This is a genomic window from Borborobacter arsenicus (genome assembly GCF_003934165.1).
Lineage (GTDB): Bacteria > Pseudomonadota > Alphaproteobacteria > Rhizobiales > Rhizobiaceae > Pseudaminobacter > Pseudaminobacter arsenicus.
In genome coordinates this window covers 230,002-255,727 of record NZ_RKST01000001.1, presented here as the reverse complement: position 1 = coordinate 255,727, position 25,726 = coordinate 230,002, and the positions used below count along the sequence as shown (strand labels likewise).

25 protein-coding genes are annotated in these 25,726 nt (G+C 59.9%); 21 read left to right on the top strand and 4 right to left on the bottom strand.

The features are described 5' to 3' along the window. Window position 1 precedes the first annotated feature (1 nt). From nusB to EET67_RS08855, 4 genes are all read left to right on the top strand, one after another. Complete coding sequence (nusB, locus tag EET67_RS08870; protein ID WP_128625788.1) at window positions 2–505, top strand: transcription antitermination factor NusB; 504 nt, start codon at window positions 2–4, stop codon at window positions 503–505. Then, window positions 502–1,728 (top strand): MFS transporter, encoded by a 1,227-nt coding sequence (locus tag EET67_RS08865; RefSeq protein WP_128625787.1) that lies wholly within the window; start codon window positions 502–504, stop codon window positions 1,726–1,728. The genes nusB and EET67_RS08865 overlap by 4 nt, the downstream gene beginning before the upstream one ends. Before the next feature lie 95 nt (window positions 1,729–1,823). Then, on the top strand, window positions 1,824–2,483 hold the full coding sequence (locus tag EET67_RS08860; protein WP_128626141.1) for a YiaD family glycine zipper/OmpA-like lipoprotein: 660 nt from the start codon (window positions 1,824–1,826) through the stop codon (window positions 2,481–2,483). A gap of 91 nt (window positions 2,484–2,574) precedes the next feature. Then, window positions 2,575–3,678, top strand: a complete 1,104-nt coding sequence (locus EET67_RS08855; RefSeq protein WP_128625786.1) for an NAD(P)/FAD-dependent oxidoreductase — start codon at window positions 2,575–2,577, stop codon at window positions 3,676–3,678. Between the two features lie 334 nt (window positions 3,679–4,012). Here EET67_RS08855 and EET67_RS08850 read toward each other — a convergent pair whose 3' ends face one another. Further along, window positions 4,013–4,591 carry a transglycosylase SLT domain-containing protein gene (locus tag EET67_RS08850; RefSeq protein WP_128626140.1) on the bottom strand — a complete coding sequence of 193 codons (579 nt, stop codon included), beginning with the start codon at window positions 4,589–4,591 and terminating at the stop codon, window positions 4,013–4,015. Window positions 4,592–4,795: 204 nt separating this feature from the next. Here EET67_RS08850 and EET67_RS08845 point away from each other — a divergent pair, with 204 nt between their 5' ends. Further along, complete coding sequence (locus EET67_RS08845; protein WP_128625785.1) at window positions 4,796–5,281, top strand: hypothetical protein; 486 nt, start codon at window positions 4,796–4,798, stop codon at window positions 5,279–5,281. 55 nt (window positions 5,282–5,336) lie between these two features. Here the strand turns inward: EET67_RS08845 and EET67_RS08840 are convergent, their stop codons facing one another. The 3 genes from EET67_RS08840 to EET67_RS08830 all read right to left on the bottom strand — a co-directional run bounded on the left by EET67_RS08840 (window position 5,337) and on the right by EET67_RS08830 (window position 9,236). After that, the gene (locus EET67_RS08840) at window positions 5,337–6,437 is read right to left on the bottom strand and encodes an NAD(P)/FAD-dependent oxidoreductase (protein ID WP_128625784.1); all 1,101 of its coding nucleotides are present in this window, start codon (window positions 6,435–6,437) and stop codon (window positions 5,337–5,339) included. Window positions 6,438–6,500: 63 nt separating this feature from the next. Then, a complete protein-coding gene (locus tag EET67_RS08835) occupies window positions 6,501–7,922 on the bottom strand; it encodes an amidase (protein ID WP_128625783.1) in 1,422 nt (473 codons plus the stop codon). A 51-nt stretch (window positions 7,923–7,973) separates the two neighbouring features. Further along, a complete protein-coding gene (locus EET67_RS08830) occupies window positions 7,974–9,236 on the bottom strand; it encodes an NAD(P)/FAD-dependent oxidoreductase (protein ID WP_281011061.1) in 1,263 nt (420 codons plus the stop codon). 125 nt (window positions 9,237–9,361) lie between these two features. Between EET67_RS08830 and EET67_RS08825 the strand changes: the two genes are divergently transcribed. The 16 genes from EET67_RS08825 to EET67_RS08750 all read left to right on the top strand — a co-directional run bounded on the left by EET67_RS08825 (window position 9,362) and on the right by EET67_RS08750 (window position 25,661). Further along, the gene (locus EET67_RS08825) at window positions 9,362–9,973 is read left to right on the top strand and encodes a cupin domain-containing protein (RefSeq protein WP_165899842.1); all 612 of its coding nucleotides are present in this window, start codon (window positions 9,362–9,364) and stop codon (window positions 9,971–9,973) included. Between the two features lie 90 nt (window positions 9,974–10,063). Beyond that, the gene (locus tag EET67_RS08820) at window positions 10,064–11,302 is read left to right on the top strand and encodes a M24 family metallopeptidase (protein ID WP_128625780.1); all 1,239 of its coding nucleotides are present in this window, start codon (window positions 10,064–10,066) and stop codon (window positions 11,300–11,302) included. 38 nt (window positions 11,303–11,340) lie between these two features. After that, window positions 11,341–12,198: a substrate-binding periplasmic protein gene (locus tag EET67_RS08815; RefSeq protein ID WP_245450806.1), complete on the top strand. Its 858-nt coding sequence runs from the start codon at window positions 11,341–11,343 to the stop codon at window positions 12,196–12,198. Window positions 12,199–12,278: 80 nt separating this feature from the next. Then, complete coding sequence (locus EET67_RS08810; RefSeq protein WP_128625779.1) at window positions 12,279–12,989, top strand: amino acid ABC transporter permease; 711 nt, start codon at window positions 12,279–12,281, stop codon at window positions 12,987–12,989. Beyond that, complete coding sequence (locus EET67_RS08805) at window positions 12,989–13,765, top strand: amino acid ABC transporter ATP-binding protein (RefSeq protein ID WP_128625778.1); 777 nt, start codon at window positions 12,989–12,991, stop codon at window positions 13,763–13,765. Before EET67_RS08810 ends, EET67_RS08805 begins: the two co-directional genes overlap by 1 nt. 185 nt (window positions 13,766–13,950) lie before the next feature. Next, window positions 13,951–14,310: a cupin domain-containing protein gene (locus EET67_RS08800; RefSeq protein ID WP_128625777.1), complete on the top strand. Its 360-nt coding sequence runs from the start codon at window positions 13,951–13,953 to the stop codon at window positions 14,308–14,310. Between the two features lie 400 nt (window positions 14,311–14,710). Beyond that, entirely contained in the window at window positions 14,711–15,709 is a 999-nt protein-coding gene (locus tag EET67_RS08795) for an ABC transporter permease (protein WP_128625776.1), read from the top strand. Beyond that, window positions 15,706–16,593 carry an ABC transporter permease gene (locus EET67_RS08790; protein WP_128625775.1) on the top strand — a complete coding sequence of 296 codons (888 nt, stop codon included), beginning with the start codon at window positions 15,706–15,708 and terminating at the stop codon, window positions 16,591–16,593. Before EET67_RS08795 ends, EET67_RS08790 begins: the two co-directional genes overlap by 4 nt. A gap of 1 nt (window position 16,594) precedes the next feature. Next, window positions 16,595–17,581 carry an ABC transporter ATP-binding protein gene (locus EET67_RS08785; RefSeq protein ID WP_128625774.1) on the top strand — a complete coding sequence of 329 codons (987 nt, stop codon included), beginning with the start codon at window positions 16,595–16,597 and terminating at the stop codon, window positions 17,579–17,581. Beyond that, the gene (locus EET67_RS08780) at window positions 17,578–18,609 is read left to right on the top strand and encodes an ABC transporter ATP-binding protein (RefSeq protein WP_128625773.1); all 1,032 of its coding nucleotides are present in this window, start codon (window positions 17,578–17,580) and stop codon (window positions 18,607–18,609) included. Before EET67_RS08785 ends, EET67_RS08780 begins: the two co-directional genes overlap by 4 nt. Window positions 18,610–18,710: 101 nt before the next feature. Continuing rightward, window positions 18,711–20,318, top strand: coding sequence for an ABC transporter substrate-binding protein (locus EET67_RS08775; RefSeq protein ID WP_128625772.1), 1,608 nt, complete (start codon window positions 18,711–18,713; stop codon window positions 20,316–20,318). Window positions 20,319–20,416: 98 nt separating this feature from the next. After that, window positions 20,417–21,238 (top strand): polysaccharide deacetylase family protein, encoded by an 822-nt coding sequence (locus EET67_RS08770; RefSeq protein WP_245450802.1) that lies wholly within the window; start codon window positions 20,417–20,419, stop codon window positions 21,236–21,238. Between the two features lie 21 nt (window positions 21,239–21,259). After that, a complete protein-coding gene (locus EET67_RS08765) occupies window positions 21,260–22,276 on the top strand; it encodes a ketopantoate reductase family protein (protein WP_128625771.1) in 1,017 nt (338 codons plus the stop codon). Continuing rightward, entirely contained in the window at window positions 22,273–23,022 is a 750-nt protein-coding gene (locus tag EET67_RS08760) for an SDR family NAD(P)-dependent oxidoreductase (RefSeq protein ID WP_128625770.1), read from the top strand. Before EET67_RS08765 ends, EET67_RS08760 begins: the two co-directional genes overlap by 4 nt. A 54-nt stretch (window positions 23,023–23,076) precedes the next feature. Next, complete coding sequence (locus tag EET67_RS08755) at window positions 23,077–24,720, top strand: amidohydrolase (RefSeq protein ID WP_342634659.1); 1,644 nt, start codon at window positions 23,077–23,079, stop codon at window positions 24,718–24,720. After that, window positions 24,717–25,661, top strand: coding sequence for a CobW family GTP-binding protein (locus tag EET67_RS08750; RefSeq protein ID WP_165899841.1), 945 nt, complete (start codon window positions 24,717–24,719; stop codon window positions 25,659–25,661). The genes EET67_RS08755 and EET67_RS08750 overlap by 4 nt, the downstream gene beginning before the upstream one ends. The last annotated feature ends 65 nt before the right edge of the window (window positions 25,662–25,726 follow it).

Sequence of the window (25,726 nt, the reverse complement as noted above, 5' to 3'; positions counted from 1 at the left end):
AATGGTCACCGACCCCTCGGGCAAGGACAGGCCGGTCATTCGCCAGGCTAATAAGCGTGGCGTCGCCCGTCTCGCCGCCGTGCAGGCGCTTTACCAGATGGATGTGGCCGGCAGCGGCCTGCTTGAAATCACCGCCGAATATGAGGCCTTCCGCCTCGGCAAGGAGGTGGACGGCGCGCTCTATCGCGAGGCGGATGCCCAGTGGTTCCGGGCTATCCTTGCCGGTGTGGTGGAAAACCAGAAGGTGGTTGATCCGGTCATCCGCGAGGCGCTGACCGAGGACTGGCCGCTGTCGCGCCTCGATTCGACCTTGCGGGCGATCCTGCGGGCCGGCGTCTATGAGTTGATGAAGCGCGCCGATGTACCGGTCGCCGTCATTGTCTCGGAATATGTGGACATCGCCAAGGCGTTCTACACCGAGGAGGAGCCAAAGCTGGTCAATGCGGTTCTGGACCGTGTCTCGCGCCGCTTGCGTGGTGAGGGGCGAGGCAAGGGCGCTTCATGACCGCTGCCGCAGAAAGGAACGCGCGGCGCACGGCGATCATCCTTGCGGCTTCTCAGGCGATTATTGGTTCGGCGGGACCAATTTGCTTTGCGCTTGGTGCACTGGCCGGCTACCAGCTTCTCGACGCCGACAAGTCGCTGGCCACGGCTCCGATCACCGGGTACAGCGTCGGCCTGGCGCTCGGCGCATTGCCGGCGGCAGCCCTGATCCGCACGTTGGGACAACGCAACGGATTCTTTGCCGGAACGCTGATCACCGCGCTTGGCGGGTTGGTCGCGACGCTTGCTCTGTTTGAACAGGGCTTTTGGCTGTTTGCAGCCGGATTGTTGACCGTGGGCGTCGGCGCAGCCTTCGTCCAGCAGTTTCGCTTTGCCGCAGCTGACAATGCGCCGCCTGAATTCAAGGCGCGTGCGATCTCCTTCGTTCTTGCCGGCGGCATCGTCACGGCAGTGCTCGGGCCGCAGATCGTCATCTTCACACATGACCTTCTGGCGCCCGTCGCGTTTGCAGGGTCTTTCGCAGCAATCATCGTCCTGGCTGCGGCCGGTGGTGTCATCCTGTCCTTCCTGCGGGCCGAAGGGCATTCCGAGAGGCGACAGGAAGCCGAATCAGCCAGCAGCGGCAGGTCGCTGCGGCAGATCGTTTCGCAGCCGCTTTATGCCATAGCGCTTCTGTGCGGGGTCGGTTCCTATTCGCTCATGACATTCGTCATGACCGGCGCGCCACTGGCCATGGTCGGTTGTGGTTTCTCCTCCGATGAGGCGACACTCGGCATTTCCTGGCACGTAATGGCCATGTTCGGGCCCAGCTTCGTGACCGGCCGCCTCATCCATCGTTTCGGGGCTCCGACGATCGTGGCTATAGGCTTTGTGCTTTTGATCGGCTGTGCCTTGGCGGGGCTTTCGGGAATACAGCTTTGGCAGTTCTGGTTCGCGCTGATCCTGCTCGGCCTTGGCTGGAACTTCGGTTTCATCGGCGCGACCGCCCTGGTGGCCGAGACCTATCGTCCGTCGGAAAAAGCACGGGCACAAGGTTTCCACGATTTTGTGTTGTTCTCCAGCGTGGCTTTCGCCTCGCTGATGTCGGGCGGTATCTACAACGCCTATGGCTGGGAAATGCTGAATTGGATCGTGTTTCCCGTCACCTTCCTGTGCCTCGGGGCGCTTGGCTGGCTGGTGCTTATCCGCAAGCACTTCGCGCTTCCCGCCAATGCCGAGGGCTGACCTTTAACCCTTGCTCGGCTTTTTGCCGCAATTCATGTTAGAACGACTGTGAAGGGTTGCATCGTAAGACATTGCTTGGAGAGGGAAAAATGAGAATGAACTTGAAGCTGATGGCAGCGCTGACCGCTGCCGTTTTTCTGGGCGCCTGCACCACCGATCCCTATACGGGCGAGCAGAAAGTCTCCAACACGGCCGGCGGTGCCGCCATCGGCGCGGGCCTCGGTGCGCTTGCCGGCATGGCTGTCGGCGGCAGCAAGAACGCGCAGCGTAACGCCGTGCTGATCGGTGCGGGCGTCGGTGCGCTGACGGGCGGCGCCATCGGTGCCACCATGGACCGCAACGAAGCCGAATTGCGGGCACAGCTACAGGGAACCGGTGTCAGCGTAACGCGCGCAGGCGACCAGATCATCCTCAATATGCCGTCGGACATCACTTTCGGCATCGATCAGGACGACATCAAGCCCGGCTTCTACCAGACGCTGAACTCGGTTGCGCTGGTGCTGAAGAAGTTCAACCAGACGCTGGTCGACGTCTATGGCCATACCGATTCGACCGGCAGCGACCAGCACAATTTCGACCTGTCGCAGCGCCGCGCGCTTTCGGTCGCCAACTATCTCAACGCGCAGGGCGTGGATCAGCGCCGCTTTGCCGTCACCGGCTTCGGCGAGACCCGCCCGATCGCCTCCAACGACACGGACGCCGGCCGCGCACAGAACCGCCGCGTCGAAATCCAGCTCTCGCCCTTGACCCGATAAGGCGCCTTCGCTCAAATCAAGAAGCCCGCTGCTTCTTGCGGCGGGCTTTTTGTTGTCGGCTGACCGGCCTTGTGCGCGGAAGGGACCTTGCATGAATGTGATTGTCGTCGGCGCCGGAATAGCCGGCCTTTCGACCGCTTGGGCGCTGGTCAAGGCGGGCCACAGCGTCAACCTTGTGGAGCAAGGGCCGATCCCCAACCCGCTGGCGGCGTCCGGCGATCATCATCGCATCATCCGCCGTGCCTATCGGGCATCCACCGGTTACGGCCAGCTGATCACCGAGGCCTATGAGGCATGGGACGAGCTTTGGGCCGATCTTGGCAAGACACATCTCGATCCGCGCGGCTTTCTTTGCGTTTCGCGCGAGCCGGGGGATGAAGCCGAGGAATACCGCGAAGGGCTTGAGGCCGGTGGCTTTCCTTTCGAGCTTTTCGATGCCGAAACAGCTGCCCGGCGCTGGCCGTTCCTGCAGCCCGGAACATTTCGCTATGCCTATTTCTCGCCCGAGGGCGGGGCGCTGCATTGCCGCAGGATAGCGACCGATTTGGCAGCCTGGCTGCGGACGCATGGCGCCAATCTCTATGAAAACAGCAAGGTGGTTTCGGTCGATGAAGAGCGAGGCATCGTCGAACTGGAGGGTGGCCAAAGGATGCAGGCCGACAAGGTGGTCGTCACCGCCGGCGCCTGGGTCCTCAAGCTCTTTCCCGAGCTTGGTTTCGAACTGACGACCTATCGCACCGCATTGGCCTATCTGGAACCTCCGGCAGATCTCAGATCGGCCTGGGAAGCCGCACCAGTCATCCTCGATGTCGGCGGCAAGACGGACGGCTACATCATTCCGCCGACAGGCGGCGCCGGCCTGAAATTCGGTTCTAATCTGCACCGGGTGGAGACCAGCGATGCCGACTGGAACCGGCAGCCGGTGGCAGGCGAGGGCGAGGCAATCCGCAATCTGTTTTCGCCGCCCATCGCCCGTGTCGAGGAGTATAAGGTGACGGAGGTCGTCACCTGCGCCTATACTTTCACCACCGACGAGCGCTTTACTGCGCGCAGCAGTGGCAGGTGCCTCATGGTGTCTGCCTGTTCCGGCCATGGCTATAAATTCGGCGCGGCCGTCGGACGCCGGGTGGCCAAAGCGGTTGAGGATGGCGATATGGACGGGCTGTTGTCCTGGCTGCGGGCCGAAACGGCGTGAGCATCTGTCCGTTCCCGCTTTTTGGAGAGAACACGCCTTATTGCCGTGGCGGTGTTGCCGGCTGCCGGCAATCGGGATTGGACCATTCCTCACAGGGCGAGGGGGTAGTCGGGCCGTCCGAGCGCTTGGCCAGTTCTGAAAAAAGAACGGCAAAGGCGGTAATGAGCATCAGCATCAGTATCAGGCGTAAGGTCATGATATGTCTTGGTTCGGCTTTGCCCCCACCGCCAAGCTTCTTGTCCTTCGAATGGGATCGGTTTCCGCCCGAAAAACGCGCAGCCTCAATCAACTGCAGCGGCACGAGCTTCGTAAACCGTTAGAGTGGTTGATTGCCTCAGCGTCCGCAGGCGCGCAGTTGCTCGGCGTATCTGGTTGCCATATCCGCTGCCCGGCGTGCACCGCGCTGCGCGACCGAGCTGTTTCGCCACACCCCTTTCGAATAGCCAGCATGCCCCGAATAATAGGCGAGATAAAGACTATAGGCGTCGTTGAGCGCGATACCGTTCAGCTGGTGGCTTCGATTATGATACCAGCCGATGAAATGGATGGCGTCGGCGAAATTCGATCGTCTTGCGCCCCATCGCCCCGTGTGGGTCTGATAGGTTGTCCAGGTGCCGTCGAGCGCTTGCGAATAGCCATAGGCGGTGGATGGCCGCTTCCAGGGAATGAAGCCGAGAAGCTTGGTTCGCGGTGGCTTGGCACGCGGATTGAAGCCGGATTCGGTATAGATCGTAGCCATCAGTATGGGGACGGGAACGCCGAATTCCCGCTCGGCCTGCTTGGCCTCGCGGTGCCAGTTGGTAAACCAGCCGTCGCGCTGGTCGAAAACCGCGCAGGCATTGTTGATCCGATTTGGAGCGGTTGCGCAGCTCCCGAGCATCAGGAGCGCTACGAAAAACAGGGTGCGCGTCATCATCTCTCGCTTTCAGCGAGTGTGATAATGCTTAAACATTAACAGGAAACTTGCACAAATCTTAACGACCCTGCTGCTGCTTCCCCAGGCGGCCGGCAGCCCGCTGCCATCTGTTTCACAAAATGACCTCATATGAGGCAGGAACCATCGCTGCCTGACGCTGTTCTGCGCACCGAAGGGACAGCTACCAAGAGGTATGAAGTGATGAAACGCACGCTGACACTAGCAGCCGCATCGATGATCGCCATCGCCGGGCTTTCCGGTGCCTCCTATGCCGAAGATGCGATGAAGCCTGCCGCCGGCGCTACCACCGGCGCTGAAAGCGGTGCGACGGGAACGACGACGATCGCACCCGACGCCGGTACCACGGGCAGCGTCTCGGCAGATGTCAATTTCGATGATGTCATCTCGTCGATCCGTAACGCCAAGAGCGACGCGGATCAGATTGGCACGTTGACGGAAGCATCCAACGTCAAGGTGGTGAAAGTCGGCGATCTCGCCACGGGCGAGAATGCGACTGCACTGGAAACCGCTTTGAGTGAAAACAAGGAGCAGGTGACCGAGTTGCAGGCCGCGGTAGAGGCCAACACCGCGCTGAAGGCTGAACTTGAAAAGCAACAGGTCCAGGCTTCCAGCGTGGTTGCTGCCAAAACCGAGGCTGACGGCTCGATCACCGTTTTCGTACAGTAATCGGCGAGACGGACAGGCCTGCCGCCTCTCATCGGGCGGCAGGCCATCCTCATCCTCACGAGCTGAAGAATTGCTTGCGGATATGGGTGGCGATTGCCAGGCAGGCTGTCAGCCCGGGGCTCTCTATGCCGAAAAGATTGATCAGCCCGTCAATGCCATGAGCCTCTGGCCCCTGGATGGTGAAGTCCGCAGCGATTTCGCCGGGACCGCTCAGCTTCGGCCTGATGCCGCTGTAAGCCGGCAGAAGTGCACCATCGGTCAGGCCGGGCCAGTAATTTCGGATCTCACATTGGAATTGGTCTGCTTTTGCCGGATCGACCGTGTAGTCGATCTCGTCTACCCATTCGACGTCCGGCCCGAAACGTGCCTGGCCGGCGAGATCGATCGTCAGGTGAACGCCAAGGCCGGCTTCGGACGGCAGCGGGTAGATCAAGCGGGAAAAAGGCGATCTGCCAACGAGTGAAAAGTAGCTCCCCTTGGCCATCCGCCGCTGCGGGATGCTGTCGGCCGGCCAGGTTGCGATCGCGTTGGCGATATCATGCGCGTGCAGCCCCGCAGCATTGATGAAATGGCGCGTCGACAGCTCAAATTGCTTGCCGGTTTCGACATCTTCCGTGGTCAGGACGATTCCGTTGGCATCCGGTTTGCCGCCGAGAACCTTCGTGCCGAATGCGAGCTGGGCTCCATTGGCTTCCGCCTCCGCCTGCAAGGCCAGCATCAACTGGTGGCTATCGACGATTCCAGTCGACGGCGAGTAGAGCGCGGCCGAGCAATTGAGCTCTGGCTCCATCTGCTTGGCCTGCGAAACCGAAATCAACGACAGGTCGTCCACGCCGCACGCATTGGCGCGTTGTAGGATTCCATCCAGCGCAGGAATCTGGTTTTCGCTCGTGGCGACGATGAGCTTTCCGCATCTTGAATGGGCAATTTTGCGCTCGGCGAGAAAGTCGTAAAGCAGTTGGCGCCCTTCCAGGCACAATTTCGCCTTGAGGCTGCCGGGCGGATAGTAGATCCCGGCATGGATGACCTCGGAGTTCCTTGAACTTGTGCCGGTTCCGATATGGTAAGCGGCGTCGAGGACGAGTGGCTCATGCCCGGCAAGTGCAAGGCTTCGCGCCACGGCCAGACCGACCACACCGGCGCCCGCAATGAACACAGTCGACGCGCTCCATCAGATCGCTCCTGCCGGGGATATCTGGTCCTGTCGAGGCACGATAAATTAACCACTCACCTTGGGCAGTTCAGGAGGAACAAGCCTGCCCACCTTTTCATGGATGAGGTTGCCCAGCCTCAGAACGCTCAGGTCGTCATTTCTGCGCCCGACGATTTGCACGGCAGTCGGCAGTCCGCCTTGAGAAAGGCCGCTTGGCACCGAGAGCACGGGGCACTGCCCGAAAAGATTGAAGGGGGCCGTCATGTCGAGCCCGTGATGCAGGCCCCGGTCGTCGGTCCAACCGAAGTCGCGATCGCTTTGCGTCGCCAACGGCGCCGGCAATGCCATGGTTGGACACAACAGGAAGTCGCAATCCTTCAGAATGCTGGCAAGCTGGTGCCACCATGTTGTGCGCGGTATCTCCAGGCGCTTGTAGTCGACGGCAGAGATGGTTCGTCCCTGCTCGATAAGCTTGGCGACCGCGGGGTCGAGCTCGCTTGCCATGGCGTCGTAGGCATGGCCGAAGAACGCAGCCATGAAGACCTTCCAATAGTCCTGCCAAACCGTGAGAATATCTTTGGTCCAGGGAAGTTCGACCTCGATGATTTCGGCGCCCAGGCTCTCAAGATGGGCTACGACCTGGAGCAGGTTTCGTTCCACGTCCGGATCCACGGCGTAGAAGCCGAGATTTCGCGAGACGGCGATTCGGAACCTGGCAGGATCGCAATCGAGCTTGGCAGGAAGGTCCAGCCTCTCGGTCAGCGACATGACATCGGTGTCGTTGGGTCCCTGGAGGGCAGCCAGAAACAGCGCCGCATCATCGCAATCCCGGGCGAGGGGGCCGAAATGCGAGAGCGTGTCATAGACACTGGGTAATATCGTGAAGGGGACGCGACCCAGGCTGGGTTTCAAGCCGACGATGCCACAGAGCGCTGCCGGTATCCTGACCGAACCTCCCATGTCCGATCCTTCGGCAAGGGAAACGCAGCCGGTTGCGACCGCAACAGCCGCGCCGCCGGAGCTGCCGCCGGGCGTTCGGTCGGCAGACCACGGGTTGCGGGTCACGCCGAATAAAGGGCTCTGGGTGAAACTTGAGTAGGCAAACTCCGGCGTGGTCGTCTTTCCAACGATGATGGCCCCGGCCTTTTTCGCCGCCTGCACGATTACGGCATCTTCGTCGGGAACCCAGGAACTATAGGCGCGCGATCCCAATGTGGTGACCTTGCCCTGCATCGGCGTGAGGTCCTTGAAAGCGATGGGGACGCCGTGAAGCAGGCCGAGTTCGCGGCCTTCCCGTACGGCGCGTTCGGCACCGCGTGCCTGCTCGCGGGCTTCTTCTGCATAGACGGCACAAAACGCGTTCAGGCGCGGATTGATCTCGTCGATTCGCGCGAGTGATGCGTCGACCGCATCGACCGGCGACACATCACCGTTGCGAATCCGCGCAGCGAGCTCGGTCGCCGACATGAAGTCCAGATTCTGCGTCATCGAAATGTCCTGCTATTCTTTTGCTTCGGAAATATACTGGCTCGGCCGTCATCAGGAACCAAAACCAAGGGCATCCTTGAGACGGTAATAGCCGATGGCAGCCGTCAGCAATGGTTGACGGATTCTATGCCAGGGGATTGCCTGCAATGGCGATGGCGGGATCAATGAGTGCATCGGGCCGCCGGCGATTCGGTCGGCCAGCAAAGCGCCCATCAAGGTTGAGACAGCAATACCGCGGCCATTGTAGCCGTGGCCGATGTGAATGCCGGGGGCCGGCTCATGGATGTGCGGCAACTGGTCGATGGTGAGCGAGACCTTGCCCGACCACTGATGTTCGATTTCGCAATCGGCGATCGCTGGATATCTTTGCTGGATGGCGCTCCGCAGCGCGGTAAACATGCCTTCCGCGCTTTTTTCCTCCCGCATCGGGCCGCGACCGCCAATGAGAAAGCGCCCTGCCGCATCCCGCCGGAAGTAATAGGAAAGCTTGCGGCTCTCCGAAACGCAGGCGCCAGTCGGCAGGATCTCTTCCGCGATCTTGCCGAGCGGTTTCGTCGCCATCTGGATGCTTCTTACCGTAAGAAAGGAATTTGCCAGGCCGGGCCATAGCCGGTCGCTGTAGGCATCGGTGGCGATTACGACATGAGTCGATGAGACAGACCCGCCGGCGGTATTCGAGCGCCAGCCGCCCGGTACCTTGCTGATGGAAAGCACTGGCGACTTGCCGAAGATCTGAGCGCCTGCCTGCCGCGCAGCGCGTGCCAGGCCTCTGGCATAGCCAAGGGGTTGAATGGTTCCTGCTCGCCTGTCGATCAGGCTGCCGCAATAAACGTCAGTCCCGGTCAGCGCCTTAGTCTCCGCTGCCGAGAGAAAATCGACGGAAGCTCCCCTGCGGGCCCATTGCTCTGCCCGCCCGTTCAGTGCCTTGAGCGCACGTGGCGAATGTGCACCCTGTATCCAGCCTGCACGCCTCGGCTCGCATTGAATGCTATGTTTTTCGATGAGGGAGAATACAAGATCGGCCGTGGCGCCGGCTGTCTCCACGAGAGCGGCGCCGAACCGTCGCTCCAGGTCATCCGGGTCGAGTTTCAGTCCCGGTATCACCTGGCCGCCATTTCGGCCTGAAGCGCCCCACCCAACCTGCTTCGCCTCGATCACGGCGACCGAATAGCCGCCTTCAGCCAGGTGAAGGGCTGTGCTCAATCCTGTATACCCCGCTCCGACTATCACTACATCGGATTGCAGATTCTCGGTGAGGTCAGGGTCGATGACTACGGGCTCGCCGACTGTACGGTACCATAGGGAATCTCCCATCTCGGGTATTTGCATCGAATAAGTCCGTACGGTACCTGTCTGTGAGCATCACTGTTGCATTTGATGGATTGGATTGCAATCCTATTATAATTTGAAAGCGGAGCGGTATGTCCAAGAACGCTAGTATGAAATCAACGCCGAAACAGGCCAGCACCGAGGTTTCGAATCCCGCTTCGGCTGATCTCTGGCTTGGGCTGCAGGTGCGCGCCATGAGGAAATCGGCTGGCCTTTCATTGAAGGAGTTGGCCGAGAAAGCCGGCCTTTCGATCGGAATGATCAGCCAGATCGAGAGGGGGGCGGCATCGCCGTCGATCAGATCCCTGCGACAGATCAGCGAGGCGCTGAAGGTGCCGACGTCGCTCTTTTTTCAAGAGGGAGACATCCCCCCAGCTAATGAAATCGGCCGGATTGTCCGGAATAATGCACGTAGAATCATGATGTTACGCCAAAATGGGGTCTCCAAGGAGCTGCTCACTCCCGATTTCAGCGGGACGGTTGAGTTGTTGCTGATCCGGCTGGAGCCGGGTGGCACGTCAGGGCCGGAATACTATACGCATAAGGGTGAGGAGGCAGGCCTGGTTCTGTGCGGCGCCATAAAATTGTGGGTGGAGGAGGACAGCTACATTCTGAAGGCCGGCGACAGCTTTCGCTTCAAGAGCACCTTGCCGCACCGCTATTGTAGCGCATCGGATGAAGTTACCGAGGTTCTGTGGGTGGATACGCCGCCCTATTATTAATTGCGCATAAAGTGTGCCTCTTGCGTTTAATGCTCTTGCAATTTTAAACAGAAATTGTAGTCCTGTGAAAAGTTGCATGGAGGAAGCGCAGTGGAATATCGTGACGAGGTCTACCTCAAGAGTCAGCCAGAGAATGAAGCGCCGTTCTCGGATCAGGAGTTCAGTGACCGTCTGACCAAGCTGCGTGGCCGCATGGCTGCGGCGGGTGTCGACATGCTGTTCCTCACTGCTCCGGAAAGCATGTTCTACATGTCGGGCTACCAGGCACTTTGGTATCAGGCGCAATCGCCAAGCCAGTGGCCGGCCAGTTCAGGCATTGCCGTTCACGTCGATCACGACAAATACATTCTGTTCGACAGCGAGCGTGAGGCCGTGCTCGGCCGCGTTTTCACGCGCTCGACCGACACCCGGTTTTTCCCGCGTCACATTCTGCGCGGCAGCATCGATTTTGTTGTCGATCAGCTCAAAGCCGAAGGCTGGCTGAAGGGAACCGTTGGGCTTGAATATCGAAGCTACCGGCCAAACAGGGTCATTGGAGGGCAGCATCAGGCCGCCTTCGAGGCTGCGGGCGTGAAGGTTGTCGACGGGACCGATATCCTGCGCGAGCAGCGCTGGGTCAAATCGCCGGCCGAGATCGCCTGCCTGGAAGAGGCTGCCAGAATCGCGAATATCGGCATGGCGGCCGCCAAAGCTACGATCCGTCCAGGAGTCACCGAACTCGAGGTCTATGGCGAGATCGTACGGGCGATGGCGGCAGCCGGCGGTGAAAACCCTAGCATTACGATGCCTGTCCTGTCCGGGTCCAAGACCAATGCGCATCATGGCCTTGCCACGCGCAGGAAGATCGGCAAGGGCGAGCTGGTCCTCGTGGACCTCTGCGGCGTGCACAAGCGCTATCACATCAACATGGCGCGAACCTTCTCGACCGGCGAGCCTGATGCGGATGTGGCCGATGTCGCCAACAGGGTGGCTCACTCCATGGAGTTGATACGCGGCGTCCTGCGTCCAAACCTGCCGGTACGCGAGTTCAACGAAACGATGATGAATTACTTCATCGAGGAAGGGCTTTGGGGTGAGCGTGGCTGGATCGGCGGCTACGAAATGGGAATTTCCTTCCCGCCGGACTGGGTCGGCAATTTCATTTTTGACCCGCTCTCCGAGATTAATGCGGATCGGCTGTTTGAGCCGGGCACTGCGGTGAACTACGAAAATCAGTTCTTCCTGCCACGCTTCGTGGGGCAGTACTTCACGATTGAATCCTTCCTGTTCAAGCAGGATGAGGCGTTGATGCTCTCCGAGCAGCCGTTCCCCTTGATCGTAATCGACTAACCAAGAACGACTACCCTAAAAACAGAGAAAGATCTCACATGCGCATGAAAAGCTTCTGCAAGCTGGCGCTTGCATCTTCGATTCTATTTGCTGGTATCGCTCAAGCTGCGGCCGGGTGTCTCGATGACATCCGTACTGCCGGAAAACTTCGTGTCGGCGTCGGGGTTATGGGTCTCAAGCCCTGGATCTGGCAGCAGGAGGACGGCGCCTATACCGGGCTCGAAAACGAAATCCTTGAATTCGTGGCCAAGGATATGGGCCTCGAATACGAATATGTCATCACCGAATGGACCACGCTTATCCCCGGCCTGAAGGCGGAGCGTTGGGACATCGTCATGTCTGGCATGGGCAAGACCGAGCAACGGGTCGCGGAAGGCAAGATCAGCTTCTCCGACTTCTACTTCATGTATCACGACCGGATCGTGGTGAAGAAGGACTCGCCGATCCAGAACATCGAAGATCTGAAGGGCAAGACACTAGCCTCCACGATGGGCTCGAACGACTCCCTGGTCGCCCATTCGCTGGTCGAAAAGGGTGTTGCCGACAAGGTGATGGACTACAACAATTTCGGCGAGCCTTTCGTGGCGTTGCGCAATGGCCAGGTCGATGCCGTTGTCATGGATCAGGCTGTCCTCGTCGCCCAGATGTCGGAAATGGACGATCTGCGCATCGTCGGGGAGCCCCTGTATTTCGTTCCCAGCGCTGAATGGGCCGAGGTGCAGAACAAGGCGGATTACCGCCTTGGATCGACCGGTGTGGCGCTCCGCCCGGAATGCGACGATCTTCGCATCGCCTTCAACAGTGGCTTGAAGAAGCTTGACGAGCAGGGCGAGCGGCAGAAGATCCTGTCCAAATACGGCCTCTGGGATGAATCCCAGACCAATTTCGCGAAATAATCACCGGACTTCACCGCACAGCGAAATGACACTGCTGCAGCGCCGATGGCGCTGCAGCAGCGTGCAGGGATTTCGACGTTATGTACGACTTCTTCTTTGTCCTGTTTCCACGTTACTTGCCAAGTCTGCTCGAAGGCACGGTGATGACTATCACCCTGTCGATCCTGAGCATGGCTGCATCGATCGCGTGCGGATTGCTGGTCGCACTGGGCAGGATGAGCAGGTTCAGGTTGGTCAGGATGGTTCTCAACGCGTATGTCGAGGTCTTCCGGGACATCCCGCTGATTGTTCAATTGCTCGTCATCTATTTCAGTTTGCCGCAGTTCGGCATATCGCTGCCAGCATTTTGGGCCGGAGTCCTGGGTCTGACGCTTAACTTGTCGGCCTATCTTTCAGAGGTGTTCCGTGCAGCGATCATGTCGATCGACAAGGGGCAGAGAGAAGCTGGCCTTTCCATCGGAATGTCCGCCTATACCATCCAGACCAGGATCATCCTGCCACAGGCGCTGCGGATCGCGCTCCCGACCATGGGCGGCTATTTCATATCGCTGCTGAAAGACTGCTCGCTGGTCTCGTTTATCGCGGTTAACGAGCTTCTCAGGAAAGGCACGATGATTATCGCCACCACTTTCAAAAGCATGGAAGTGTATATGATGGTCGCGATCATTTATTTCGTGCTCAGCTTTGTGGCTTCCCGAATTGTCATCCGCATCGAGCGGAAACTGACGCCCAAATACCTGCTTGAGGAGTTGCGGCGCGGAAACGGCGCTGCGCATGCGGGAGGCAGGTAATGGACCGGCACGATGATCAGATAGTCGTTCGCATTGAAGGACTGCGCAAGGAATTCAACGGGGTACAGGTCCTCAAGGGTGTCGATCTTTCCATTCGGGCAGGGGAGGTCGCCTTCATCATCGGGCCAAGCGGCGGTGGAAAGTCCACCCTGCTTCGCTGCATGAACTTCCTTGAGACGCCGACTGGCGGAACCATCAAGTTCAGGGGCGAGGCTCTTTGCCACGAGGAGAATGGCAGCATCCGCATCAAGCCGGAGAGCGCCATCAGGCAGGCCCGTGCCAAGATGCCGATGGTTTTCCAGCACTTCAATCTTTTCAACCATCGCAACGTTCTTCAGAACGTCATCGAAGGTCCGGTCCGGGTGCTCAAGCAGGATCGCGAGAAAGCCATCGGCGAAGCGCAGGAAATACTCCGGTCCTTAGGCCTCTCGGCTGAGATGGAGAAATATCCGGCCCAGCTTTCGGGTGGCCAGAAACAGCGGGTTGCCATTGCGCGGGCGCTGGCCATGGATCCCGAGGTCATCCTTTTTGACGAGCCTACTTCGGCGCTCGATCCGGAGTTGGTTTCCGGTGTCCTGGAAACCATAAGGGTTTTGGCGCAAAAGGGCAGGACGATGGTTGTCGTCTCGCATGAGATGGGTTTTGCGCGGAGCCTGGCCGATCAGGTCTATTTTGTCGCGGACGGCGTGGTTCGGGAATCAGGTCCGCCAGACCATCTGTTCAACAACCCGCAGACCGACCAGTTGAAGCGGTTCATGTCATCGATCTTGAGATGAACCGTGCCGCGGGTTGTGGCCTCGTCGGCATGTGTGCAGGACGTGAATGTGGTGGCAGGCGTGGGCGACCCGTCCCCCTCTTGCCCGGCTTCGGGGCAAATCTGGTTTTGCCCTGTTTGTTTTAACATAATGGTGGAGCTAGCCGTCATTGCGATGCTCCCGACGGATAATCAGGAAAGAATGCTATGACCGCTGTTTCAGTCATCTCCTTTGCGGACGAACCCTTGCGCGTCCAGGACGGTGCTCCGGATCCGGCGCAGGTGCTTAAGGGATCGCCGCAAAACACGACGCGATTGTTTTTTGCCAACGGCGAGGGCAACTTCGTCACCGGAACCTGGGAGAGTACGCCTGGCATGTGGCGAGCGGGTTCGGACAAAGACGAATTCTGCTATCTCGTCAAAGGCCACGCCCGGCTCATCAGCGATTCCGGCGAAGTCTCGGAGTTCCGGGCAGGCGATGCCTTTGTCATCCCGAATGGTTTCTCCGGTTGCTGGGAAATTGTGGAGCACACGATCAAGCACTATGCGATCATCAAGTATCGCTAGCCTGCAGGAGCTTGCCCTCTAGCGTGCGCAGCACGGCCCCATTGCGCTCGCCATTTTAGGCAGCGGCCTTGCGGCGTCACATGCGCCAGCGTCGTGCAAATACAGCAAGAACAAGTAGATAGAGCGGCGGGCGCCCGCCGCTCTACGTCGTGAATTCATGAATATGATCCATGCGACCCCTGAAACCGCACGCGAGGCGCGCAAGTTCGGATAGGTCGCTGGCCTAGCGCTTCTCCGTCGCTCGGGTGCAAGATTTTAGGACCACGGCCCCGCGCTCCCGCCTTTCTGGAGACTGCGTAGGTGTTTTCCCTTGCTCAAAAATCTGGATATATTGAATCTCACTACTGGATATATCGAAACCCGCCCTGGTAGCTAATGCTAAAGTAGCAGTTCAGTCGAAATGACTCAGGGAGGGTTCGTGGTTCCGGTTAGTGCGCTGGCACGAAATTTGTTGACATCGATCGTCACGGTTTTGGCCGTGATCGTGTTTAATTTCACGCTTATCCATCTGGCTCCGGGCGATCCCGTTACCGTAATGGTCGGCGAGATGGGCGGGGGCGACCCCGAACTGATCACGCGGCTCCAGCAGCAATATGGTTTGGACAGGCCGTTTGCCGAGCAGCTTTTCACCTATGTGTTGTCGGTGCTTACCGGCGATCTTGGTTTTTCATTCTACTACAACATGCCTGTGCTGGATCTTATCCTGCAGCGTTTGCCTGCTACCCTTCTGCTGGTGGTCTCTGCGCTTTGCCTTGCCATCGTGATCGGAACGGCGCTAGGTGTGGTTGCTGCCCAGAGGCCCCGCGGCATACTGAGCCATCTCATCACGGTGATCTCGATCGCCGGTTTTTCTGCACCCGTGTTCTGGGTGGGCATCGTGCTCATCATCGGGCTCGCTTCTGCCTTGCCGATTTTCCCGACCAGCGGCATGCGCGATGTAACCAATATCGGTGCTGGAATATGGGGTGACACCGTCGATGTCGCCTACCATCTCGTGCTGCCGGCTTTCACTTTGGCAACCGTCTATCTGGCGCAGTATAGCCGCCTGGCCCGGTCGAGCATGCTTGAGGTCCTGTCTGCCGACTATGTACGCACCGCGCGTGCGAAAGGGTTGCCTGAGCGGCTCGTGGTCTACAAGCATGCCCTGCGCAATGCGGTCCTTCCCGTGGTCACCATTGCGGGGCTGCAATTCGGGCAGGTGGTCGCAGGCGCCGTGCTGGTCGAGACGGTGTTTGCCTGGCCGGGTCTTGGCCGGCTGGCCTATGAATCGATCCTGCGGCGGGACTCCCCGACGATGCTCGGCATCCTTCTGTTCTCTGCCGTCATCGTGATCGTCGCCAATATCGTGACAGACATGGTTTATCGTATGATTGATCCGCGTATCGGGGCCAGGGCATGAACGCCGGCGTTTCATCCTCCCAGCCGATGTCGGCCCCCCGCGCGCCAAGCGCGGGAAGGGAAGCCTGGCGCATGTTCTCGCGCAACGGCTCGGCCGTCGCGGGGTTGGTGATTCTGCTCATCATCCTTTTTACGGCTCTCGCCGGGCCGGCCCTTTATGGCGTCGATCCGTTTGCGATCGTCTCTGGTCCATTGCTGCCGCCGGGCGATCCCGACGCGCCGCTCGGCACCGATGGCATCGGCCGTGACATACTGGCCGGAATGCTTGTCGGCGCAAAGGCAAGCCTGATCGTTGGCGCCACGGCGGCCGCGCTCACCATGGTTATCGGTATCTCCGTTGGGGCCATTGCCGGGTTCTATGGCGGCAGGATCGGGCAGGCCCTCATGCGCGTGACCGAATTTTTCCAGGTCCTTCCCGCGCTGCTGCTGGCCATGACGATCATCACGCTCTTCTCGCCGACGCTGACCACGGTTGCCGTTGCCATCGGCATCGTAAGCTGGACAAGTGTCGCCCGGCTTACCCGGGCGGAGTTCCTGCGTATCCGCAACCTTGAGTATGTCCAGGCGGCTCGCGCCATGGGCGCCCGTAACCGCAGGATCATCTGGCTGGTCATTCTGCCCGCAGCATTGCCGCCGCTGATCGTCACCGCCACGCTGACGGTGGGTATCGCCATCCTGTTTGAGAGCGGGTTGAGCTTTCTCGGGCTCAGCGACCCCAATGTCATGAGTTGGGGTGTCATCATCGGTCAGAACCGCGACTACATGCTGAGCGCATGGTGGGCCGTGACCATCCCGGGCATTGCGATCTTTGCCACTGTCCTCAGTGTCAGCCTGATCGGCGATGGTCTCAATGAGGCCTTCAACCCGAAGCTTCGCGAGCGATAACATGCAGCCTTTACTGTCGATCAAAGACCTGCGGATATCCTTCCGCAGCCGGACAAGCCAATTCGCGGTCCTGGAAGATTTCGATCTCGACTTGCAGAAGGGCGAGACGGTCTGCCTGGTAGGCGAATCGGGAAGCGGTAAGACCATGACCGGTCTTGCCTTGATGGGGCTGGTGCCCAGCCCCGGATTTATTTCGAACGGCGCCATCTCGTTCGAGGGTCGCGAGATGATTGCTGCCGGGCGCAACCGTGCAGCGGAAATCCGCGGCAAGAATATCGCCATGATCTTCCAGGAGCCGATGACGGCGCTCAATCCGGTCTTCACGATTGGCGAGCAGATAGCCGAGATGCTCCGCTATCACGAAGGCCTCGGCAGGAAGGCTGCCATCGAGCGGGCGGTCGAGTTGCTGCGCGCCGTCGGCATTCCGGAGCCGGAGCAGCGCGTGCACGAATATCCGCACCAGATTTCGGGGGGCATGCGTCAAAGGGCAATGATTGCGGTTGCGCTTGCCTGTTCTCCGCAAATCTTGATCGCCGACGAACCCACGACTGCGCTCGACGTGACCGTGCAGGCGCAAATCCTGGACCTTCTGGAAGAGGTACAGGAGCGGTTGGGCACCACTATCTTGCTCATCACTCACGATATGGGCGTCGTGGCCGATGTGGCCGACCGCGTCGTCGTCATGTATTGTGGGCGCAAGATCGAGGAGGGGCCGGCTGCGGAGGTGCTTGCCGACCCGCGCCATCCTTACACGAGCGCGCTGTTGGCATGCATTCCCAGGCCTGACCCGGAAGCGACCACGCGCATGAAGCTGCTCGACATTCCGGGTATCGTACCTGCGGCCTCAGCGCGTCCGGCCGGCTGTGCCTATGCGGCACGCTGCGCCTTTGCATTCGATAAGTGTCGGGCCGAAAGGCCCCCTCTGTTTGAGGTTGCCGAAGGGCGGAGCGCCGCCTGCTGGCTGGCCTCCAAGGAACATTCCCAGTGAGCAAAGAAGCCGAAAAAAATCTGCTCGAGGTCAAGGATCTCCGCGTCTCGTTCCCCAGCCGACACGGTGCCGGCGCAAAGCGCATGGTCCATGCCGTCAATGACGTCAGTTTCTCGCTTCGACGCGGCCGCTCCCTGGGGATCGTCGGCGAAAGCGGATCGGGAAAGACCACTACCGCGCTGGCTGTGATGCGCCTGGTTGAGCCAAGCGGCGGTTCGATCCTGTTTGACGGTGTCGATCTGACCCAGGCAAAGGGCGAGAGCTTGCGGCGGATGCGTCCGCGTTTCCAGATGATTTTCCAGGACCCGTTCAGCTCGCTTGAGCCACGCAAGCGGGCAGGCGCCATTGTTCGCGAGCCCATGGACCTGCTTGGCATCGGCACGGAAGCTGAAAGGCGGCAGCGAGTTGACGAACTGTTTGCGCGCGTCGGTTTGCGCGACGACCAGAAACTCAATTTCCCGCACCAGTTCTCCGGCGGCCAGCGCCAGCGCATAGGCATCGCACGCGCCATCGCCACCCGGCCGGACCTTGTGGTTTGCGACGAGCCGGTTTCTGCCCTGGACGTGGCTATCCAGGCGCAGATCCTCAACCTGCTCGTCGAGGTGCAGGAAGAGTTCAGGCTCTCCTATCTGTTCATCTCCCACGATCTGGGTGTCGTCCACTATGTGTGCGACGAGATCGCGGTCATGTATCTGGGCAAGATTGTCGAGCACAATGACCGCCAGTCGCTGTTTCGCCAACCGCTGCATCCCTATACGTGGGCCCTTCTTTCGGCCGTTCCTGGCCGGGGTGCCGCGGGAAGGCAGAACCGCATTCGCCTCAAGGGCGATCCGCCAAGCCCTTTTGACCTGCCAAAGGGGTGCAGCTTCGCGCAGCGCTGCCCTTTCGCGCAGGATGAGTGTCGCAATGTCCGGCCGGAACTGCGTGCGGTTTCCGGTGGGCGGCGTGTTGCCTGCCATCGGGTCAACGACGAGGGCATTGGTCCTCATCATGAATTCGGGGAAGCTGTTTCCCGAGTCGAGGCGTGACGCGTTGTCATTACGGTCATCGCGCTTACTGCCCTGAGACAGACTGAAACTCAGTGCCTAACAATAAAAATCCAGTGCCTAACCAACAATGGGACACCACCATGACCATATCTGTTTTCTCATTAAACCGTCGCAGATTCGTCCAGGGAGCAGGCCTGACGGCAGCTTCCATGATGCTGGGCGGATTGCCTGAAGCTTATGCTCAGACCAAGGGCGGCACGGTTGTTATCGGCCACACCACGCTGCGTCACCTGAACCCCGCCATCCAGTCCGGCCAGGCTACCGGCATCCCCGGTACGCAGATTTTTGCCGGCCTTACCCAGCTCAACGACAAGTTCGAGGCGCAGCCCTATCTCGCCAAAAGCTGGGAAGTCTCGCCGGACGGCCTGACCTATACCTTCCATCTTGAGGAGAATGCGGTCTTCCACGACGGCAAGCCGATCACTTCGGAAGACGTCGCCTTCTCGCTTGACGTGGTCAAGGCCAACCATCCGTTCGGAAAGCCGATGTTCGGGACCGTCAAGGCGGTTGAAACGCCCGACGCCAAGACGGCGCGGTTCGTGCTGGAGCGCCCGCATCCTGCATTGATGAGCGCGCTTTCGCCGCTGCTGCTGCCGATCCTGCCAAAGCACGTATATGGCGAAGGCGACATCCGCGAAAATCCGGCCAACCTCAAGCCGGTCGGCTCGGGCCCGTTCAAGTTCAGCGAATACCGCCCTGGCGAGGTTCTCGTGCTCGATCGCAACGAGAATTTCTTTCGTCCTGGCCGCCCCTACCTCGATCGGCTGATCTTCCGCATCACGCAAGACCCGGTGGTCAATGTTCTCGGCCTCGAGCGCGGCGACATCAACTACCTGCCATTCGCGCTGGTGCGCGTCAGCGACATCGATCGTCTCAAAGCCAACGAGAACCTGACGGTGACCACCGATGGCTATGAGGCGTTCGGCGCTACCAACTATCTGGAGTTCAATCTGCGCCATGCGCCGCTGGACGATGTTCGCGTGCGCAAGGCGATCGCCCATGCGGTCGACAAGGACTTCATCCAGAACAAGATCCTCGCCGGTCACGCGAAGCGCCTTGATGGACCGCTCACGGAGTCGAGCCCGTTCTATTCCGCTGAGAGCCTCAAGAAATATGAACTCGACCTTGAAAAGGCGAAGGCCCTGCTCGACGAAGCAGGCCATCCGGTCAAGGACGGCGGGATGCGTTTCTCGCTGACGCTCGAATGGCTCCCAGATGCCAATATCAACAGCCAGCAGCCGGTTGCGCAGTATCTCAAGGCGCAGCTGCGCCAAATCGGCATCGACATCGTCCTGCGGCCCAATCCTGATTTCGGCAGCTTTGCGACCCGCATCGGTAATTGGGAACACCAGCTCACGATGAACGGTATCTGGAACTATCCTGACCCCGTGATCGGTGTGAACCGCGCCTATCTCAGCACGAACCAGAAGAAGGGCGCCATATTCACCAACACGGAAGGCTATGTGAATCCGCGTGTGGATGAATTGATGATCGCAGCCGGCGGCGAATCCGATCCTGCAAAGCGCAAGGAGCTCTATGCCGAGTTCCAGGCCATCCTGACGGATGAACTTCCGCTTCTCTGGACGAACGAAGAACCGCTCTTCACCTTGTACGACAAGAAGTTGCAGGGCCTTCCGCTGACCGTGTGGGGAGCGTTGGCGCCCTACGACGAGATGCATTGGGCTTAACTAGTAGCTCGACATGATCCGGATCGCGCGAACCAGCGCATTTTTTCGTCGTGAAGGGAAAGAAAATGAGTAAATGGCCCGACGGCGCACGATGCGCCTTGACGCTGACCTTCGACTTCGATGCCGAAACCAATTGGATTTCGCGCGATCCGGAAAATATCAAGCGCCCTGGGACACTCTCCCAGGGCACATTTGGCGCCAATGTCGGTGTTCCCAATATCCTCGAATTGTTGCGCGAGGAGAATCTGCCGGCAACCTTCTTCATCCCCGGCTGGGTCGTCGAAAACAGAACGCGGCAGGCGGAAGCGATCCTGCACGCCGGGCATGAAGTTGCCCATCACGGATATCTCCACCGCTGGGTAGATCCCGATTTTCCCGACGAGGAAGTGGAGGAGCTCGAAAAGGGTCTCCATGCGCTCCAGCGGCACCTCGGCGTACGGCCGAAGGGATACCGTTCGCCTGCCGGAGAAACCAGCTCCAATCTGATCAAGCTGTTGAATGAACGAGGCTTTCTCTACGACAGCTCTTTGATGGACAGTGTCGATCCCTACTATCACATGGTTGAAAACAAGCAGCGCGGCCCAATTGAGCTGCCTTGGCACTGGAGCCTGGACGACGCGCCGTTTCTGTTGTTTGCCATCAAGAGTCCGCGACCGATCTTCACCAACGAACACATCCTTTCCATCTGGAAGGCGGAATTCACCGCAATGTATCGGCGCGGCCTGCTGTGTAACATCGTCATGCACCCGCAGGCCATCGGCCGGCCGTCCCGGGTGGAAATGCTGCGTGAGTTCATTGCCTTCACGCGGCAGTTTGAAGGTGTCTGGTATGCGACCTGCGAACAGGTCGCGTCTCACTGGCAAGGCGCGGTCCCGTTCGATGCGGATGATCCGCGCTACACTCCCTTTATTTCCCTTTGAGCATAGCAAATGAATTCTGACATGAAACGTATCCTGGTCTGGGGCGCCGGGGCGATCGGCGGCACGGTTGCGGCCCATCTTTCCAGGGCCAGAAAATCTCCGACCCTGGTCGATGTCAACGCAGCCCATCTCGATGCGATCAATCGCGACGGGTTGCGGATTTCGTCTCCCGATGGCGAGTTCACGGAGCGCCTTACCGCACTGGCTCCCGAACAGGTGAGCGGCGTCTTCGACGTCATCTTTCTGGCGGTGAAAGCCACCCACACGGAGATAGCGCTGGAGCGGGCGAGGGAGTTCCTCACGCCCGATGGATGCGTGGTTTCGCTGCAGAACGGCCTGTGCGAAATTGGCATCGCGGAGTTGGTAGGGCGCGAACGCACGGTCGGTGCCTTCATCAATTTCGGCGCGGACTATGTCGAACCGGGGCATTTGCTATTTGCCAATCGGGGCGTGGTGATCATCGGCGAGATCGACGGACTGATGCGGCCGCGCACCCAGCGCATTGTCGAACTGCTCCGGCCGTTCGAGCCCGACGCGGCGACCACGGACAATATCTGGGGTTATCTATGGGGCAAGACGGCCTATAGCTCGCTTCTCAAGGCGGAGGCGCTGAGCGACCAGACCATGGTCGATTTCATCGGTGATCCTGACCTGCGGGAGGTGCACGTCAAGCTCGTGCGCGAACTGCTTGCGGTCGCTCGGGCCGAAGGCGTAGAGCCGCTGGGGTTCAACGGCTTTGATCCCCGTGCCTTTGAGCGCGACGATGAAGCCGCTTACGCCAATCTGGCCGATATGGCCGAATTCTATCGCCCTTCGGCCAAGACACATAGCAGCGCCTGGCGCGACATTGCCATATTTGGGCAGAAGACTGACGCACCTGCTCAGCTGACGCCGGTATTCGCAATCGCCGAAAAGCACGGCCTGCAAGTGCCCATAAGCCGCAAGTTGGTGCAGCTTATCGAAAACCTGGAGGCTGGCCGGGCGAAGCAGGGGTCTTCGCTGGTCGCCGAACTTGCCAAGGAGGCGATGGCATCATGAGGCTGGAAGGACGCAAAATTCTCGTCACCGGTGCTGCCTCGGGCATTGGCGCCGCGATTGGGGCACTCTTCCATCGCGAAGGCGCCAGGCTGGCACTGCTTGATCGCGACGAGCCAGCTCTCACAACGGTAGCGGCCGGTCTGCCCGGCACACAGCCGCTTGCATGCGACGTCGCTGACGGCGATCAGGTAGAAGCCGTGGTGAAGGATGCGGCAGCCAGGCTCGGCGGTCTTGATGGCATCGTCAACGTTGCCGGCATAGACCTGTTCAAGAAGTTCGATGAAATGTCGACCGGGGAGTGGGAGCGGGTACTTGCCGTCAATCTCACAGGCCCGATGGTCGTCTGCCGCGCGGCTTTGCCGTTCCTGAAGCAGTCGCCTGAAAGCGCGATCGTCAATATCGCCTCGGGGGCGGCGCTGCGTCCTCTCGTCAACCGTACCGCCTATTGCGCGTCCAAGGCCGGACTGGCCATGTTCAGCAAGGCGCTGGCGCTGGAGTTTGCCCAGGATGGTATCCGCGTTAATGTCGTCTGCCCCGGTGTTATAGATACGCCGCTGTTGCGGGATTGGTACGACAAGACCGGCGATCCGGACGCGGCACGCAGCGAGGCGCGCAACCGGCCTGCCATGGCGCGTCTCGGCGAAGCTGAGGACATCGCCTATGCGGCGCTCCATTTGACAAGCACTGAATCCCGCTACACCACGGGTTCCACCCTCGTGGTGGACGGTGGTCGTGCTTTTTATTGACAGGTCAAGGCGCCGCCTGGCTGCCTCTACCTGATATCTGCCGAAGGAAAGATGATGACCACGACCGTTGTCTACGAGGCACGCAAGATCCTCACCATGAACCCGGGCAAGCCCACCGCGACGCATGTGGCAGTTCGCGATGGCCGCATCCTGGCTGTTGGTTCCCTTGATGAGGTGCAGGCTTGGGGGGCGGCCGAGATCGACCGAACCTTCAGCGACAAGGTTCTGATGCCCGGTCTCATTGAAGGACATGCCCATGTCTATGAGGGCATGGTCTGGAACAATATCTATACCGGCTCCTACGATCGGCGGGACCCGGATGGGAAGGTCTGGACCGGGCTGGGTACGATCGATCAGATCGTCGGCCGGTTGGCCGAGGCCTGCGGCAAGCTCGATGACCCCGAGCAACCGTTGATCGGTTGGGGCTTTGACCCGCTTTTTGTTGACCGGAGGATGGTTGCCAGCGACCTGGACAAGGTTTCTACCACCCGTCCGGTGTTCATATACCATGCGAGCCTTCACATCATTAACGTGAACTCCTTCGTGCTGGAGCGCGCCGGGGTTACGCTCGACACGGATTCCGAATTCATCCTGCGCGACGAAGCCGGGAAGATTACGGGCGAACTGGCGGGCCATGTCGGACGCTACCTGCTCTACAAGTCGGTGGGCAGTGGCGAGTTCGCAGTACCGGGCAATACGCCGGAGTCGGTGAGGCGCTATGCAAAAAGCGCGCAAATGGCAGGCGTCACCACGGTCACCGACCTCAACAACGACCTTCTGCAACCGACGGTCGACAGCTATGTCAAGGTTACGGCCGAAGACGACTTTCCTGTGCGGCTCATGCCGGCGATGCGCGGCACGGCGCAGCGGGAGGACCCGGTCGGCTATCTGCGCAGTCTCACCGAACTCAATTCGGACAGGCTGCGCTTCGGCCTCGTCAAGATGACGGTTGACGGCTCCATCCAGGGATTTACCGCCAGGCTGCGCTGGCCGGGCTATTTCAACGGGCGCCCGAATGGGCTGTGGTACACGCCGCCCGAAGAGATCAAGCGCGTGCTCGGCGCTTTTCATGAGGCGGGTTTCCAGGTCCATATCCACACCAATGGCGACGAGGCCACCGAGGCCGCTATCGAGGCTATCGAGGCGGTGCAGATCGAGAAGCCGAGGCCCGACCACCGGCACACTTTGCAGCATTGCCAGATGGCGGATGCCGCTCAGTTCCGCCGCATGGCGAAGCTTGGTGCCTGCGTGAACCTGTTCTCCAACCACATCTATTATTGGGGCGACGCCCATTATTCGCTGACCATGGGGCCGGACCGCGCCGAGCGCATGGATGCGGTGGCGTCGGCCATGCGTTGCGGCGTGCCCGTTGCCATCCATTCGGATGCGCCGATCACGCCGCTGGGGCCGCTGTTCACTGCCTGGTGCGCGGTCAACCGCAGGACCTCGTCGGGGCGGGTGCTTGGGGCGAGTGAATGCATCTCGGTCGATGAGGCGCTGCACGCCATCACGCTCGGTGCGGCCTACACGCTCAAGATGGAGGGCGAGGTCGGCAGTATCGAAGTAGGTAAATACGCCGACTTTGCAGTGCTTGAGGACGACCCGACCGAAGTCGCGCCCGAAGCGCTGAAAGACGTCCGCGTTTGGGGAACGGTACTCGGCGGGCGCATCTTCGCCAATCCGCGCGTTTTGCCGTGACACGGATCCCGCTCACAATCATCGGGGGATTTCTCGGGTCCGGCAAGACCACGCTGCTCAACCGCATGCTGCGTGGCAGCGCCGGTCGGCGTATCGCTGTTCTGGTCAATGATTTCGGCGACATCAATATCGATGCCGAACTGATCACGGGGCATGAGGGTAGCACCATCAGTCTCAGCAATGGCTGCATCTGTTGCAGCATAGGCGACAGCCTCGTTGAGGCGCTGGTGGAGGTCGTTCGCATGACGCCGCCGCCGGAACATATCGTCATCGAGGCCAGCGGTGTCGCGGAACCGCAGAATATTGCCGAGATCGCTCGCCTCGATCCGGGATTGCGGCTCAGCGGCATCCTGGTCATGGCAGACGCCGAGCGCGTAAAGGAACTGGCGGGCGACAAATTTGTCGGCGACACGGTGCGCCACCAGCTTTGCGCTGCCGACATGATCCTGTTGAGCAAGGTCGACCGCGTTTTGGAAGAGCGGAAGGCCGACCTGCATGCCTGGCTCCGGAACGCGATCGGCGTCAAAAGGATTGTCGAGACCGTCCATGGTGCGGTGCCGATGGATGTTCTCTTCGATACCGATTTCGAGGAGCCCGGCGCCGGCGCGACGGTCGCGCACCACGATCATCACGATCATCACGCCCATGACGACCAGTTTGAAACCTGGGCATTTGTGAGCGATCAGGAGTTTGACGGCGGGAAGCTGGGAGAATTGCTCGGTTCGCTTCCTGCAGGTGTCCTGCGGGCAAAGGGTTTTCTGCGGACGCAGCAGAAGCCTGGACAGACAGGGATCCTGCATCTGGTCGGCGGTCATTGGGAGATTGCCTGGCATGCCGCGCCAGCAGGGACCCCAGCCATCCGGCTGGTGCTGATCGCCGTAAAAGGAACCCTGGACAGGGAAGCACTGCAGAAGCGCTTTGCCTGCGCGCTTGCCGATTGATCTGTCAATTCACGCGGCGGACATTCGCCGTGTTCACACCACATCCGAATAAAGCAGTGAAGGAA